The sequence below is a fragment of the Klebsiella sp. GB_Kp056 genome (genome assembly GCF_040064755.1).
Lineage (GTDB): Bacteria > Pseudomonadota > Gammaproteobacteria > Enterobacterales > Enterobacteriaceae > Klebsiella > Klebsiella quasipneumoniae.
Map to the genome: position 1 here is coordinate 41893 of NZ_JBEAJA010000040.1, position 14886 is coordinate 56778.

Below are 14886 nucleotides of genomic sequence, written 5' to 3' on the forward strand. Positions count from 1 at the left end.
GCTATGCTCGAGGCTGACCTACAGATAAAGGAACGCCTATGAACCTGGTTGACTGGCAGCAGCGATTTGAGCACTGGATATTGACGCATCACGCCCGGGAGGATGCGGCGCACGATCTGTCCCATTTTCGTCGCGTCTGGGCCACCGCCACCCGGCTGGCCGCCGGGGAGGAGGAGGTCGACGGACTGGTGCTTCTCACGGCCTGCTATTTTCATGACATTGTCAGTCTGCCTAAAAATCATCCGGAGCGAAGCCGCTCCTCGATGATGGCTGCCGAGAAAACCCTGGCTATTTTGCAGTCGTCGTTTGCCGATTTTCCCGCAGACCGGTATGCGGCGGTCAGCCACGCTATTGAGGCGCACAGCTTCAGCGCGGCGATCCCGCCGCGCACGCTGGAGGCGAAAATCGTCCAGGACGCCGACCGTCTTGAGTCGCTGGGGGCGATAGGCCTGGCGCGGGTCTTCGCCGTCGCCGGCGCCCTGAACACCATTCTGTTTGATGCCGACGATCCTTTCGCCGACCGGAGAGCGCTGGATGACAGAAAATATGCCCTCGACCATTTCCAGTGCAAGCTCCTGCGCCTGCCGGAAACCATGCAGACCGCCGGAGGAAGGGCTATGGCGCAGCATAATGCGCGCTTCCTCGTCGAGTTTATGGCCAAGATCAGCGCGGAGCTGAAGGGGGAACCCCTGGCGCTGGATGAGGCGGTTTTACGCCGCTTTGCACCGCAGCCGTCAACCGACCAGTGATTTATGGTACTCTCTGCAAAAATCGTCCGCGCTGGTTGAGGATATGCCACAAAAGTTAAGCAAGGAAAACAGGTCGTTGTCATTGACGGAACCGGCCGGTGAAGAGGCTCAGGCGCTGCTGCGCCAGCTGATGACGATCTACGATGTGAAAACGCTGGTCGCCGAACTGGTGAGCGTCGGGGAGCAGCACTGGAGCGCGGCGATCCTCAAGCGCGTGGCGGCCCTCAGCCGCGCGGCAGCGCGTTTGCGTCCGCAGGAGGTCGCTCATCTGGCGACGCTGCTGCCGTCGCCGCCGGCCCATCATCCGCACTATGGATTCCGCTTTGTCGATCTGTTTGCCGGTATCGGCGGGATCCGCAGCGGTTTTGAAGCTATCGGCGGGCAGTGCGTCTTTACCAGCGAGTGGAACAAGCATGCGGTGCGCACCTATAAGGCCAACTGGTATTGTGATCCGCAGCAACACCGTTTCAATGAAGATATTCGCGATATCACCCTCAGCCATCGCCCCGACGTTAGCGATGACGAGGCGGCGCAGCATATCCGCGAGACTATCCCGCAGCATGATGTGCTGCTGGCCGGCTTTCCCTGCCAGCCTTTCTCACTCGCCGGCGTGTCGAAAAAAAATGCCATGGGTCGCGCCCACGGCTTTGCCTGCGAAACCCAGGGGACGCTGTTTTTTGATGTGGTGAGAATTATCGCTGCCCGTCAGCCGGCGATCTTTGTGCTGGAGAATGTTAAAAATCTCAAAAGCCACGATCAGGGGCGGACCTTCCGCATCATCATGCAGACGCTGGATGAGCTGGGGTATGAGGTCGCTGACGCCGCGCATAGCGGGCCGGACGATCCGAAGGTGATCGACGGGCGCCATTTCTTACCGCAGCACCGGGAGCGCATCGTGCTGGTGGGCTTCCGTCGCGATCTGCAGCTGCACGAGGGGTTTACGCTGCGCGATATCGCGGCGCTGTACCCGGCGGTTCGGCCAACATTTGGCGAGCTGCTGGAGCCGACGGTGGATGCTAAATTTATCCTCACGCCGGTACTGTGGAAATATCTTTATCGATATGCCCGCAAACATCAGGCGCGGGGCAATGGCTTTGGTTATGGCCTGGTGGACCCCGCCAATCCCCACAGCGTGGCCCGGACGCTCTCCGCCCGCTACTATAAAGATGGCGCCGAAATTCTCGTCGATCGCGGCTGGGACCGGCCGCTGGGCGAGACGCATTTTGACGATCCGCAGAATCAACAGCGGCGTCCTCGTCGGTTGACGCCGCGGGAGTGCGCCCGGTTGATGGGTTTCGAATCGCCTCAGGGGGCGCGTTTCCGCATCCCGGTGTCGGATACCCAGGCCTATCGTCAGTTCGGCAACTCGGTGGTGGTTCCGGTCTTCGCCGCGGTGGCGAAGCTCCTGGCCCCGCGCATCGCTCAGGCGGTGGCGCGTCGCGAAGCGGGTGATAACGATGGCGGATGTTCACGATAAAGCCACGCGCAGTAAAAATATGCGGGCTATCGCCACGCGCGATACGGCGATCGAGAAGCGGATAGCGGCGCTGTTGACTCAGGCGGGATTCACCTTTGTTGCCCAGGATCGCGAGCTGCCGGGACGCCCTGATTTCGCTTTACCCGATTACCGTTGCGTCATCTTTACCCACGGCTGTTTCTGGCATCACCATGACTGTTACCTGTTTAAGGTGCCGGCCACCCGGACCGCGTTCTGGCTGGACAAGATCGCCGGCAACGTGGCGCGCGATGCCCGTGACCGGCAAAAGCTGGCCGAGCAGGGCTGGCGGGTGCTTATCGTCTGGGAATGCGCCCTGCGTGGTCGGCTGAAGCTGAATGACGAGGCGCTCACCGAGCGTCTGGAAGAGTGGATCTGCGGCGCCGGACACGACGCGCAGATCGACACCCAGGGGATCCGCGAACTGGCGCTTATTTCGACGCCTTACAAGGGGTAGCTTCGCTGCGAACCGGGAAGAGATATTTCCCCAGCGTCACCAGCACGACGGCGAAAATAATCACCGCCAGCGCCAGCCACTCGATCAGGGACAGGCTTTCGCCACCGAATCCGGTACCAAGCAGAACCGCCACCACCGGGTTAACATAGGCGTAGCTGGTGGCCACCGCCGGGGTGACATTGCGGATCAAAAACATGTAGGCGTTGATGGCAATCAGCGAGCCAAAGATAGCCAGGTAGGCCACAGCGGCGATCCCGGACCACGACGGAACACGGGTTAAGGTTTCGCCGCTCAGCCATGACGCGGCCAGCAGGACGATCCCGGCGGCGAGCATCTCGATTGCCCCCGCCATCATGCCGGTCGGCAGCTCGATCCGCGAGCCGTAAACCGAGCCGAAGGCCCAGCTCAGGGAGCCAATCAGGATCAGCAGCGCGCCCCAGGGGTTGCCGTTCAGGTTGCCTCCGCTGTTAAGCATCACAATACCCGCGAGGCCAATGGCAATCCCCAGCCATTCCAGTTTACGAGTGGCGATGCCGAAAAAGCGGCTGAAGCACAGGGTGAACAGCGGAACGGTGGCGACCATGACCGCGGCGATCCCGGAGGGAACGTGCTGATGTTCGGCCAGGGTGACAAAGCCGTTGCCGACGGCCAGCAGCAAAACCCCGATCAGCGCGGCGTTAAGCAACGGTCCGCGGGCCGGCAGTTTATGGCCGGTGGCCAACAGCCATCCCAGCAGCAGCACGCCGGCAGAGAGAAAGCGAATTCCGGCCATCATCAGCGGCGGCCAGCTGGCGACGCCGACGGCGATGGCGAAATAGGTAGAGCCCCAAATGATATACAGCGCAAACAGCGCCCCGATAAGCGGTAACAGCTGACGGGTAGACATACTTCCTCACGACGGTGCAGAGATAGAAAGGGGACATATAGTAAACGTGAAAACTATCCTGCTGGCGAGCGCTTAATTTGCGTCAGGTTGTTAAATTTATATTGACTAATTGTACCTTGGGCAGCGGCCGTTTTTTAACGCATACTCGAGGGAGACATTGATGAAAAGAGAAGGAAAATCATTTTGGCAGGAAGTAGTCTTTTAACATTACTCGATGATATCGCCACGCTGCTGGACGATATTTCCATGATGGGCAAGCTGGCGGCGAAAAAAACGGCGGGGGTGCTGGGCGACGATCTCTCCCTCAACGCCCAACAGGTGACCGGCGTGCGGGCAAATCGTGAGCTGCCTGTGGTCTGGGGCGTGGCGAAAGGGTCGTTCGTCAATAAAATCATCCTCGTGCCGCTGGCCCTGCTAATCAGCGCCTTCATTCCCTGGGCGATTACGCCGCTGCTGATGTTGGGCGGCGCGTTTCTCTGTTTTGAAGGGGTGGAAAAGGTGCTCCACAGCCTGGAAGCGCGTAAGCACAAAGAGGACCCAGCGCAACGGCAGCAGCGTCTTCAGGCGCTGGCGGATCGTGATCCGCTGGCCTTTGAGCGTGACAAAGTCAAAGGGGCGATCCGCACCGACTTTATTTTGTCCGCGGAAATTGTCGCCATCACCCTCGGCATTGTCGCGGAAGCGCCGCTGCTGAATCAGATCCTCATTCTGTCGGGGATCGCGATTCTGGTCACCGTCGGGGTCTATGGCCTGGTGGGGGTGATCGTCAAACTAGATGACATGGGCTACTGGCTGGCGGAGAAACGCAGTACCCTGGCGCAGTGGCTGGGCAAAGGGTTATTGACCGTGGCGCCCTGGCTGATGAAAGTGCTCTCTATCGTCGGAACGCTGGCCATGTTCCTCGTGGGCGGCGGGATTGTGGTTCACGGTATTGCGCCGCTACACCATGCCATTGAGCACTGGAGCGCGGGGCTGGGCGGCATGTTGGCCGCCTTGCTGCCGATGGTGGCTAATCTGGTGCTGGGTTTTATCATCGGCGCGGTGGTGCTGGCGGGCGTCAAGGCGGTCAGTCGCCTGCGTGGCGCGGTGAAGTAGTCAGGTGCGGCGCCGCATGACGGCGCCGCGTGGTCTACGCTAAAAGCGCCTCCGGTATCGACAGAGACCGGGCGTGCTGACGACGTCAGATTTGCGCAACGTACTGCGAGAGAAAGATGGAAAAGCCACTACGGTTGAAGTTGAAAAAACTCTACCACCTGACTCGCCCGGCGCATGTGGTTAACATTTGTTTTATCGTGGTGCTGTTTTTCTCCACGCTGCTGATCTGGCGCGAAATCAATGTCCTGGAAGAGGCCTACGTGGCGAACCAGCGCAATAATCTGGCTAACGTCGCGCATGAAATGGATGGCCTGCTGCAGTTCAACATCGACAGGATGATGTTTTTTCGCCACGGTATGCAGTCCGCGCTTGAACGCCCGCTCGACGTCGATGTGTTGCACGAAGCCAGCCAGCGCTATCTGAGCCAACGCCACCAGGAGACCTGGCGGGTGGCGCTCCCCAACCGCCGGACGCTGCCGGTGTTTGGCGTCTCGGAGGGCGTCGTCAGGGATCACCCGCTGCTCTTGCCGGACGATCCGCTGGTGGTCAATGAACTGATGGCGACGCTGGAGCTGGGTTATCTGTTAAACCTGACGCAGCATGACCGCGATTTTGCCGAGCGGATGCAATATATCTCCCGCAGCGGTTTTTTCACCTCGACCCTGCCGCTGCGCGATGAATCGCAGGTGAAGACCTACTATTCGCGCGCCATCAGCGCCCTCTGGTTTACCCGGCAGACCCAGCGGAACAATCCGCACCGCGGCGTTATCTGGCAAACCTTTCCTGACGATGACCCGCAGCTGGAAGAGCAGGTGGTCACCGCCTCGATACCTCTGGATTTTGCCGGTTACTGGCGCGGCGTGCTGGCGATGGATTTCTCAGTCAGCGAAATAAAAGCATTTTTAATCAGCGCGATGCAGGGCGGGCAGGAGGGGGAATACCAGCTTTACGACAGCCATCTTAGCCTGCTGGCCTCTTCTGCGCCGGGGAATGTCCTTACGCTGCTGTCGCCGCGCGAACAGGAACTGCTCAGCCGCGCGTTTGCCCATGATAATCAGGGCGGTCTGCGTCTGCTGACGCGCTATATCAGCTGGGCCAAACTGCGCAATTTTGATGGCGTGCTGCTGCGGATCCATACTCTGCGGGAAGGCGTACGCGGCAACTTTGGCACCATCACCATCGCCCTGACCCTGATGTGGATCCTCTTCACCTTAATGCTGCTGCTCTCCTGGCTGGTGATCCGCCGTATGGTCCGCAATATGAGCGTTCTCCAGACCTCCCTGGAGTGGCAGGCCTGGCACGATGCCTTAACCCGCCTGCTCAATCGCGGGGCGCTGTTTGAGAAGGCGATGGCGGTAGCCAGCGACTGCCAGCGCAGCGGACGACCGCTGGCGGTCATCCAGCTCGATTTGGATCACTTTAAGGGCATTAACGATCGCTATGGCCATCAGGCGGGTGACAGAGTGCTGTCGATGGTGGCCAGTACGCTTGCCGGCACCGTCCGGGACGGTGATTTGCTGGGCCGCGTGGGCGGAGAGGAGTTTTGTGTCGTGCTGCCGAATACCACGCTGCAGGAAGCGGCGGCGGTAGCGGAGCGGCTACGCCTGCGTATTCATGGCCGGGAGGTCTTTTTGCATAACAACGTGACGCTGCGGGTCAGCGCGTCGTTAGGGGTGAGCGGCAGCGAAGAGCGGGGGGAGTATCACTTTGAAGCCCTGCAGTCGGTCGCCGATGGTCGACTGTATCTGGCCAAGCAAAATGGCCGCAACCAGGTCTGGTATCGCAGCGAAGCGTGAGCAAAACGTTTCGCCCGAATCAGGCAAAATGAGATTTTTCTTAAAGTGTTCGACGGGGATCGCGCTATCGAATGAAACCGGTTTGCGGCTAAGCCTTATCGCATCAGCCCTGCAGCCCTTTCTGCTGCGAAGCGCCAACTTTCTCAATATTTTGCGCCATGAATATCGCTTGTCATGCAAAATAATTGAGGATAATGTTTCAACGCATCGGATTTCCCGGTGTAACGAATTTTCAAGTGCTTCTTGCATTAGCAAGTTTGATCCCGACTCCTGCGAGTCGGGATTTTTTTCGCCCATCGCTAGCGGTTGGCTTCACTGGCGCTGAAATCATGAATATCGAGTTCAAATGCCTCCGCCAGTTCACGCCAGGTATGCGCCCCGCGGCCATCGATACTGGCGTGCTGTGGGTCATCGAGGATGCGATGGACTTCGCTTTCGCTGATCTCATTAATCGCCGCCAGCAGAGCATCAACGTTGACATCAACGTCGTTCCCGGTCTGGTCTGTCAATCGGTTCTTCATCATTACCCCCCCTCGCTGAGCGTCGCTCAAGCCTCTTTAAGTATAGTCGGTCTAAAAAAACGCCAGTCACTGCCCGCGACGCTGCGAGCGGCGTGGTTTTGTTCTACACTGGCTGGAAATAGAGAGGAGATGGATTATGCAGGTGAACGATCGTGTCACGGTGAAGACCGACGGTGGCCCACGTCGATCGGGCGTAGTGCTGGCAATTGAGTCGTTTAGTGAAGGGACGATGTATCTGGTTTCGCTGGAAGACTATCCCCTGGGGATCTGGTTTTTCAATGAAATAGGGCACCCGGATGGGATCTTCGTGGAAAAAGAAATCTCGTAAAACCGAACTGGCGGGACCACCGCCAGTTTGTTTCAGCGTAGATTCACCTGAATACCGCTGGTAATGTTTTCGGTCAGCCGAACGATGTGGTAAATCACCTGCTTATTATGCGTCTGTATTTTCTTTTTAATATTGCCTTTATGCGATGATACCGTTTTCGCTTTGATGTTCATTTGCGTTGAAATTTGCGAAGTACCATGCCCGGCCATCCACATTTGCAGCATATTTGATTCTGTTTTGCTCAGCGACAACGTCGGTAAATTTAACTGCCCCAGACTCGTGTTCTTGTATTTAAGATAATTAACCAGAATGACATCAAGGTCTTTTGGAGTGATCGATTTTGAGCTGATTAGCAGGTTCTTACGCACCCGTAGATAGCGGTCAAAATGGATGTTCGCCAGCGACATAAAAATCACAAACAACGTCGCCGGGTTTTGCGTGATGATCTGGCGAATAATGCTATTACTTTCATCATCATGCACAAAGCAATCTTCATTCAGAAACACCACCGCCGGGCAACATGACGCACAATGCCTGTGCAGATCCTCAGCGCAGTTGACCTCAACGATTTCCTGTTTTTTAATTCCCCGACTGGTCAGATATCCCGTTAGTCCCAACCGGGTATAACTGCACAAATCCATAATCATCGTTGACATGACCCATCCTCAATCAACACGTAACGATATACACTTCACACTGGCTGTGCGAAGCAGTCCTTGCGGGCGGTGATAATAGTAGGTTTAAGAAAGAACCCATTAGTTCCATTAAACTATTCCGCATCTCTGTATATAATTTGCCAGGAAAACTCTTAAAGTAAAGTCAAGAACCGGTAGTGTGAGCGAATTAAAAACAAAAAGTGCCCACGGATGCTATGGTTAGGCCCCAAACATTCTTTTACTTTCAGAATTTCCTTATTTCAAATGAAGGCTGCGATGCCTGGCCGTGTTTTGCCCGGCTTCTCCGCCTGCGGCGGGGGTGGAAGGCTCAACGCTTTAATGCCACAATACTTTTTTATCAGCTTGTGGGATGAATGATGAAACAGTTAGTTTTTGCTGGCATGGTGCTGGCGCTGGCCGGATGCGTGCAGGTTGATCGTTACGAAGAGGTTGTTAAAGCGCCAGCGCCGGCAGGCCTGGAAGGCTACTGGCAGACGAAAGGGCCGCAGAGCGAGATGATGAGTCCGGACGCCATCGCCAGCCTGATCGTCACCAAAGAAGGGGACACCTTCGACTGCCGCCAGTGGCAGCGTGTGATCGCCCAGCCGGGGAAACTGATGAACCGCGATAGCGATATCTACAACGTGACCGCTTCCCTGGATATCTACCCGATCGAGCGCGAGGGCAACACCCTTTCCTACGATCGTATGACGTTGACCCGCGTTGAACGTCTCACCCCGGAGTGCGAGAAGGCGTGGGCTAAAGCGCGTGCGGCCGCTCCGGTCAGCGCGCCGACCACCGCGCGCTAAGGTTCCGGCGGGCCACTGCTGGCCCGTCCGGCGTCAGATGACTACAGCACCGCCTCCAGCACCCACACGCTGACGCTTCCCCCGTTACAGGTAAAGGTTGCGCAGCCTTCGTCGTCGGTTTCGACAATCTCTTCCCGGTTGCCCAGGAAATCCCGCCAGCGTTTGTTGCCATAGTTCTCGCCCAGCGTCAGGGTCTTTTCTCCCTCATCACCATTGGACATCACCACCACGCAGCCGGGATCCTCGTCGGTGCCGCTGCGGCTGAAGGCAATGCAGTTGGGGTGATCGAACCAGAGAGTCTGCACGCCGTGGGCAAAGCGCTGACGGGCGTCGATTAGTTCGTGTAGCTGCTCGATGACGGGCATTTCTATGGCGTAGGTTTGTCCGTCGCCGCCGGTATCTTCATAGGAAGCGCCGAAGAGATCGGCATAGAAGACCGAGGGCACGCCATTTTCACGCAACAGGATCAGCGCATAGGCCAGCGGTTTAAACCATGGCTCAACCGGCGCCTCGAGCGCCTGCAGCGGCTGGGTATCATGGTTGGTGACCAGGGTGACGGCATGGAAGGGGTCGGCTTCCACCAGCGTCCCGCTGAAAATCTGGCTCATGTCGTAATCGCGCCCCTGGCGGGACGCTTCATGAAATTTCATCTGCAGCGGGGCATCGAACAGCATCGTCTTGCCCTCGACGAGGTCGATATACTGCTGGAGCTTTTCCACTTCATGGGACCAGTATTCCGCGACAATAAACAGCGGCTGCGGGGCCACCTCCTGAACATGTTCGATCCACGCTTTGTAAAACCAGGCGGGGATATGCTTTACGGCGTCAAGACGAAAACCGTCGCAGCCGGTCTGCTCCATCACCCAGCGCGCCCAGTATTTGATCTCTTCGGTGACGGCGTGATTACGAAAATCGATATTGGCGCCCATCAGGTAGTCGAAGTTGCCAAGCTCATCATCGACCTGCTCATTCCAGCCTTCGCCGGTGTAGTCGTTGACGATTTTAAATACACCGTCTTCCGTCGGATTCTCGATGTGGTCAATGCCGCTAAAACACTTGTAGTCCCAAACAAACTGCGAATACTGTCCGGCGCGCACCGGGAAGGTATAGCGAGTCCATGCCTCGCACTCTAAGATGGTCTCGTCAATTTGCGTGCGATCCTGCTCATCGACGCGCTGTACGCGCAAGGCCTCTTTTTCATCGGCGCCCATTTTATGGTTCACTACCACGTCCAGCAGCACGGCGATGTCGTGCTCCTTCAGGGCGTTAACCGCCGCCAGCAGTTGGGTTTTATCGCCATATTTGGTGGCGACAGAACCTTTTTGATCAAACTCGCCGAGGTCGAAGAGATCGTAGGTGTCATAGCCGACGGAATAACCGCCCGAGGCGCCTTTGTAGGCGGGTGGCAACCAGACCATATTGATGCCGATTTCGTTAAGACTGGGGGCCAGCGCTTCGACTTCACGCCACAGTTCGCCGCCGGCGGGGTAGTACCAGTGAAAACATTGCAACAAGGTGGGGTTTTTCATCTTCCATGCTCCAGACGTCAACAGGCTGACCTTTGCAGTATGGGAGATATCCCGCAAAACGGGTGAGGAAAGCCCTGAATTTCGCTATACCCTAAAGCGGATCATATATAATAAATTTGCATAAGATGTAGCGTAACGATGTTGGTGTCGGGCCGTTAAGCGCCTTACACTACAGGAAAATCCTAATCTTCGGGGTATCTATGAAATTAGCACTTCTGGGTCGTCAGGCGCTGATGGGCGCAATGGCCGTTGTTTTGATGGCTGGCGTTAGCGTGAAAACTTTTGCGGCGGAAAACCTGCTCAATCAGATTAAAGAGCGCGGCACGCTGCGCGTGGGCCTCGAAGGCACCTATCCTCCCTTTAGCTTCCAGGGCGATGACGGCAAGCTGACCGGCTTTGAAGTGGAGTTCGCCAACGAGCTGGCGAAACATCTGGGCGTGAAGGCCGACCTCAAACCGACCAAGTGGGACGGTATGCTGGCCTCGCTGGACTCCAAACGCATTGACGTGGTGATTAACCAGGTCACTATCTCCGATGAGCGTAAGAAGAAATACGATTTCTCTACCCCGTACACGATCTCCGGTGTGCAGGCGCTGGTGAAGAAAGGCAACGAAGGCGCGATTAAAACCGCGGCGGATCTGAAAGGCAAGAAAGTGGGCGTCGGGCTGGGCACTAACTATGAAGAGTGGCTGCGTCAGAACGTCCAGGGCGTGGATGTCCGCACCTATGACGACGACCCGACCAAATACCAGGATCTGCGCGTAGGCCGTATTGACGCCATTCTGGTTGACCGTCTGGCGGCGCTGGATCTGGTGAAGAAAACCAACAATACGCTGGCGGTCACCGGCGAAGCGTTCTCCCGTCAGGAAGCTGGCGTTGCGCTGCGTAAAGGCAACGATGACCTGCTGAAAGCGGTAGATGGCGCGATTGCGGATATGCAGAAAGATGGCAGCCTGAAGGCGCTGTCCGAGAAATGGTTTGGCGCTGACGTGACAAAATAACGGCCAGCGGTGAAAAAAGGCGCTCCTGGAAGCGCCTTTTTTTATTTAGCGCGTAACTGTGTGCATAATGAAGCATAACTGAGTCAGGAGGGGCCATGTCACTGCAAAATTTAACCCGCTTTCCGCGTCTGGAACTGATCGGCGCGCCGACGCCGCTGGAGTATCTTCCGCGTCTGTCCGATCACCTCGGGCGCGAAATTTTTATCAAACGTGATGATACGACGCCGCTGGCGATGGGGGGCAACAAACTGCGTAAGCTGGAGTTTCTCGCCGCCGATGCGCTGCGCGAAGGGGCGGATACGTTAATCACCGCCGGCGCGATCCAGTCTAACCATGTGCGCCAGACGGCGGCGGTCGCCGCCAAACTGGGCCTGCACTGCGTAGCGCTGCTGGAAAATCCCATCGGCACCCGGGCGGAGAACTATCTGAGCAATGGCAACCGCCTGCTGCTGGATCTGTTTAATACCCAGATTGAGATGTGCGATGCCCTGACCGATCCCGCAGCCCAGCTCGACGAGCTGGCGACCCGTATCGAAGCGCAGGGGTACCGCCCGTATGTCATTCCGGTCGGCGGCTCTAACGCCCTTGGGGCGCTAGGCTATGTAGAAAGCGCGCTGGAAATCGCCCAGCAGTGCGAAGACGCAGTGGAGATTTCGTCGGTGGTGGTCGCCTCCGGGAGCGCTGGCACCCATGCCGGACTGGCGGTCGGCCTTGAACAGCTGATGCCGCAGGCGGAACTGATCGGGGTGACGGTGTCGCGCGCTGTTGCCGACCAGTTGCCGAAAGTGGTGGCGCTGCAGCAGGCCGTGGCCAACAGCCTTGAGCTGCAGGCGAAAGCCGACATCATCCTGTGGGATGATTACTTTGCACCGGGCTACGGGACGCCAAACGAGGAAGGGATGGCCGCCGTGAAGCTGCTGGCGCAACTGGAAGGTATTTTGCTTGACCCGGTCTATACCGGCAAAGCGATGGCCGGACTTATCGATGGCATTACGCAGAAGCGCTTTAAGGATGAAGGGCCGATTTTGTTCGTCCATACCGGCGGAGCGCCGGCGCTGTTTGCCTATCATCCTCACGTCTAATATAGAAACCACAGCATGCAAGAAAGTATCCAACTGGTCATCGATTCCGCGCCTTTTCTGCTGAAAGGCGCCGTCTTTACGCTGCAGCTGAGCATTGGCGGGATGTTTTTCGGCCTGGTGCTGGGCTTTATCCTGGCGCTGATGCGCATGTCGCCCCTCTGGCCGGTAAAATGGCTGGCGCGCATGTATATCTCCATTTTTCGCGGGACACCCCTTATCGCCCAGCTGTTCATGATCTACTACGGTTTGCCGCAATTTGGCATTGAACTTGACCCGATCCCGGCGGCGATGATCGGCCTGTCGCTGAACACGGCGGCCTACGCGGCGGAAACCCTGCGCGCGGCCATCGCCTCGATTGACAAAGGGCAATGGGAAGCGGCGGCCAGTATCGGTATGACCCCGTGGCAGACAATGCGTCGGGCTATTTTACCCCAGGCGGCGCGGGTCGCTTTGCCGCCGCTCTCTAACAGTTTTATCAGCCTGGTAAAAGATACCTCGCTGGCGGCGACGATCCAGGTGCCGGAGCTGTTCCGTCAGGCGCAGCTTATCACCTCGCGTACGCTGGAGGTCTTCACCATGTATCTGGCAGCCTCTCTGATCTACTGGGTGATGGCGACGGTACTCTCCTCGCTGCAGAACTATTTTGAAAACCAGCTGAACCGCCAGGAGCGTGATCCGAAATGAGTGCGATTGAAGTAAAAAGCCTGGTGAAAAAATTCCATGGCCAGACGGTTCTCCACGGTATCGACCTGGAGGTACAGGAAGGCGAAGTGGTGGCGATCATCGGTCCCAGCGGCTCGGGGAAGACTACTCTGCTGCGCAGCATTAATCTGCTGGAGCAACCGGAGAGTGGCACTATCCGCGTCGGCGATGTGACGATCGACGCCGGTCGCAGCCTCGGGCCGCAAAAAGGGCTTATTCGGCGGCTGCGCCAGCACGTTGGTTTTGTCTTCCAGAACTTTAACCTGTTTCCCCACCGGACGGTACTGGAGAACATTATTGAAGGGCCGGTCATCGTAAAAGGCGAAGACAAGCAGGAGTCGATGGCGCGGGCGCGCGATCTGCTGGCGAAGGTAGGCCTCAGCGGCAAAGAGAACAGCTATCCGCGCCGCCTCTCCGGCGGTCAGCAGCAGCGGGTCGCCATTGCTCGCGCGCTGGCCATGCGTCCGGACGTGATCCTGTTTGATGAACCGACCTCGGCCCTTGATCCTGAGCTGGTAGGGGAGGTGCTCAATACCATCCGCCAGCTGGCGCAGGAGAAACGCACCATGGTTATCGTGACCCATGAAATGAGCTTCGCTCGCGACGTTGCCGATCGGGCGATTTTTATGGATCAGGGACGCATCGTTGAACAAGGCGAGGCCAAAGCGCTGTTCGCCTCGCCTCAGCAACCGCGTACCCGCCAGTTCCTCGAAAAATTCCTGATGCAGTAGAGCAGGCGCTGGCGCGGCGGCGCTCCATCGCGAGGGCCACCGCGTTCAGCCCGCTTCCACGCCGGGGGAACGCCCCATCATCACATTTTCGTGCTATTGACTCCCCTGGCCGTATACACCGCTTCCCATCCCCCCGTGTAGGGTGTAGAAAATGAAGGGAGGGCCTTAGTTTCAGCGCAGCGAGCGGAAAAAAGGCAAGCCTTCAGGCTAATAAATGCGACAGCTACGATATTTTATACATATAAATAAGATTTATGTGTTAGTTTTCTGTATTTATAATAATGATTATCAATCAGGAGTTATTTGCACAGCTATGAGGGACAATGATTTTTTCAGCTGGCGGCGGGATATGCTGCATCAATTTCAGTCCATGGCCGCCGGTGAGGAGGTTTATAATCTCCTGCAACGAGAAACAGAAACGCTGGAATATGATTACTACACGCTTTGTGTGCGTCACCCGGTGCCTTTCACTCGCCCCCGCGTCACGTTTCAGTCGACCTATCCCCGCGCATGGATGTCTCATTACCAGGCAGAGAATTATTTCACGATAGATCCCGTGTTACGCCCGGAGAATTTTATGCGTGGCCATCTGCCATGGGAAGATGGGCTGTTTCGCGATGCGCAGGCATTATGGGACGGGGCGCGCGACCATGGTTTGCAAAAAGGGGTGACACAGTGTCTGACGTTGCCGAATCATGCTCAGGGTTTTCTCTCCGTCTCCGCGAACAACCGTTTGCCGAACGCTTATCCTGATGATGAACTGGAGCTGCGCCTGCGAACGCTGACGGAGTTGAGCCTTTTGACGCTCTTGCGTCTGGAAGATGAGATGGTGATGCCGCCGGAGATGAAGTTCAGCCGGCGCGAACTGGAGATCCTCAAATGGACCGCGGAAGGAAAGACCTCGGCGGAGGTGGCGATGATTCTCTCGATTTCGGAAAATACGGTTAATTTCCATCAGAAGAATATGCAACGGAAATTTAACGCGCCGAATAAAACGCAAATTGCCTGTTACGCCGTGGCGACAGGGCTAATCTGAATGCGCCTGCCGT

Annotated in this window: 16 protein-coding genes; 12 read left to right on the forward strand and 4 right to left on the reverse strand. The window is 57.1% G+C overall.

Annotated elements, in window-relative coordinates:
* Positions 1-38 precede the first annotated feature (38 nt).
* The 3 genes from ABLV52_RS07075 (at position 39) to ABLV52_RS07085 (ending at position 2701) form a co-directional block, all read left to right on the forward strand.
* Entirely contained in the window at positions 39-749 is a 711-nt protein-coding gene (locus ABLV52_RS07075; protein ID WP_023290292.1) for a phosphohydrolase, read from the forward strand.
* A 76-nt stretch (positions 750-825) separates the two neighbouring features.
* A complete protein-coding gene (locus ABLV52_RS07080; RefSeq protein WP_348890213.1) occupies positions 826-2226 on the forward strand; it encodes a DNA cytosine methyltransferase in 1401 nt (466 codons plus the stop codon).
* Positions 2207-2701 carry a very short patch repair endonuclease gene (locus ABLV52_RS07085; RefSeq protein ID WP_050533831.1) on the forward strand — a complete coding sequence of 165 codons (495 nt, stop codon included), beginning with the start codon at positions 2207-2209 and terminating at the stop codon, positions 2699-2701. The genes ABLV52_RS07080 and ABLV52_RS07085 overlap by 20 nt, the downstream gene beginning before the upstream one ends.
* Here ABLV52_RS07085 and yedA read toward each other — a convergent pair.
* Positions 2676-3587, reverse strand: coding sequence for a drug/metabolite exporter YedA (yedA, locus tag ABLV52_RS07090; protein WP_023290289.1), 912 nt, complete (start codon positions 3585-3587; stop codon positions 2676-2678). The two genes, ABLV52_RS07085 and yedA, sit on opposite strands and share 26 nt — an antisense overlap.
* 183 nt (positions 3588-3770) lie before the next feature.
* Between yedA and ABLV52_RS07095 the strand changes: the two genes are divergently transcribed.
* Both ABLV52_RS07095 and dgcQ read left to right on the forward strand, forming a co-directional pair.
* Entirely contained in the window at positions 3771-4682 is a 912-nt protein-coding gene (locus ABLV52_RS07095; protein ID WP_044524012.1) for a DUF808 domain-containing protein, read from the forward strand.
* A gap of 116 nt (positions 4683-4798) precedes the next feature.
* Positions 4799-6478, forward strand: coding sequence for a cellulose biosynthesis regulator diguanylate cyclase DgcQ (gene dgcQ / locus ABLV52_RS07100; RefSeq protein WP_023290287.1), 1680 nt, complete (start codon positions 4799-4801; stop codon positions 6476-6478).
* A gap of 299 nt (positions 6479-6777) precedes the next feature.
* On the opposite strand, the gene yodD is transcribed toward dgcQ, so the two are convergent.
* Positions 6778-6999 (reverse strand): YodD family peroxide/acid resistance protein, encoded by a 222-nt coding sequence (gene yodD, locus ABLV52_RS07105; RefSeq protein WP_072413467.1) that lies wholly within the window; start codon positions 6997-6999, stop codon positions 6778-6780.
* Positions 7000-7135: 136 nt separating this feature from the next.
* On the opposite strand from yodD, the gene dsrB reads away from it, so the two are divergent.
* Complete coding sequence (gene dsrB, locus ABLV52_RS07110; protein ID WP_004203477.1) at positions 7136-7327, forward strand: protein DsrB; 192 nt, start codon at positions 7136-7138, stop codon at positions 7325-7327.
* A 32-nt stretch (positions 7328-7359) separates the two neighbouring features.
* Here the strand turns inward: dsrB and rcsA are convergent, their stop codons facing one another.
* A complete protein-coding gene (rcsA, locus tag ABLV52_RS07115; protein ID WP_348890214.1) occupies positions 7360-7983 on the reverse strand; it encodes a transcriptional regulator RcsA in 624 nt (207 codons plus the stop codon).
* Positions 7984-8357: 374 nt separating this feature from the next.
* Between rcsA and yedD the strand changes: the two genes are divergently transcribed.
* The gene (gene yedD, locus ABLV52_RS07120) at positions 8358-8792 is read left to right on the forward strand and encodes a lipoprotein YedD (RefSeq protein ID WP_072413406.1); all 435 of its coding nucleotides are present in this window, start codon (positions 8358-8360) and stop codon (positions 8790-8792) included.
* 41 nt (positions 8793-8833) lie between these two features.
* Here yedD and amyA read toward each other — a convergent pair whose 3' ends face one another.
* Positions 8834-10321 (reverse strand): alpha-amylase, encoded by a 1488-nt coding sequence (gene amyA / locus ABLV52_RS07125; protein ID WP_086075592.1) that lies wholly within the window; start codon positions 10319-10321, stop codon positions 8834-8836.
* Between the two features lie 200 nt (positions 10322-10521).
* On the opposite strand from amyA, the gene tcyJ reads away from it, so the two are divergent.
* The 5 genes from tcyJ (at position 10522) to sdiA (ending at position 14873) form a co-directional block, all read left to right on the forward strand.
* Complete coding sequence (gene tcyJ / locus ABLV52_RS07130; RefSeq protein ID WP_004203468.1) at positions 10522-11322, forward strand: cystine ABC transporter substrate-binding protein; 801 nt, start codon at positions 10522-10524, stop codon at positions 11320-11322.
* A 95-nt stretch (positions 11323-11417) separates the two neighbouring features.
* Positions 11418-12404 (forward strand): D-cysteine desulfhydrase, encoded by a 987-nt coding sequence (gene dcyD, locus ABLV52_RS07135; protein WP_044524005.1) that lies wholly within the window; start codon positions 11418-11420, stop codon positions 12402-12404.
* A gap of 15 nt (positions 12405-12419) precedes the next feature.
* Positions 12420-13088, forward strand: coding sequence for a cystine ABC transporter permease (gene tcyL, locus ABLV52_RS07140; protein ID WP_008804215.1), 669 nt, complete (start codon positions 12420-12422; stop codon positions 13086-13088).
* Positions 13085-13837, forward strand: coding sequence for an L-cystine ABC transporter ATP-binding protein TcyN (tcyN, locus tag ABLV52_RS07145; protein WP_004203465.1), 753 nt, complete (start codon positions 13085-13087; stop codon positions 13835-13837). Before tcyL ends, tcyN begins: the two co-directional genes overlap by 4 nt.
* Positions 13838-14150: 313 nt before the next feature.
* Positions 14151-14873, forward strand: a complete 723-nt coding sequence (gene sdiA / locus ABLV52_RS07150; RefSeq protein ID WP_044524003.1) for a transcriptional regulator SdiA — start codon at positions 14151-14153, stop codon at positions 14871-14873.
* The last annotated feature ends 13 nt before the right edge of the window (positions 14874-14886 follow it).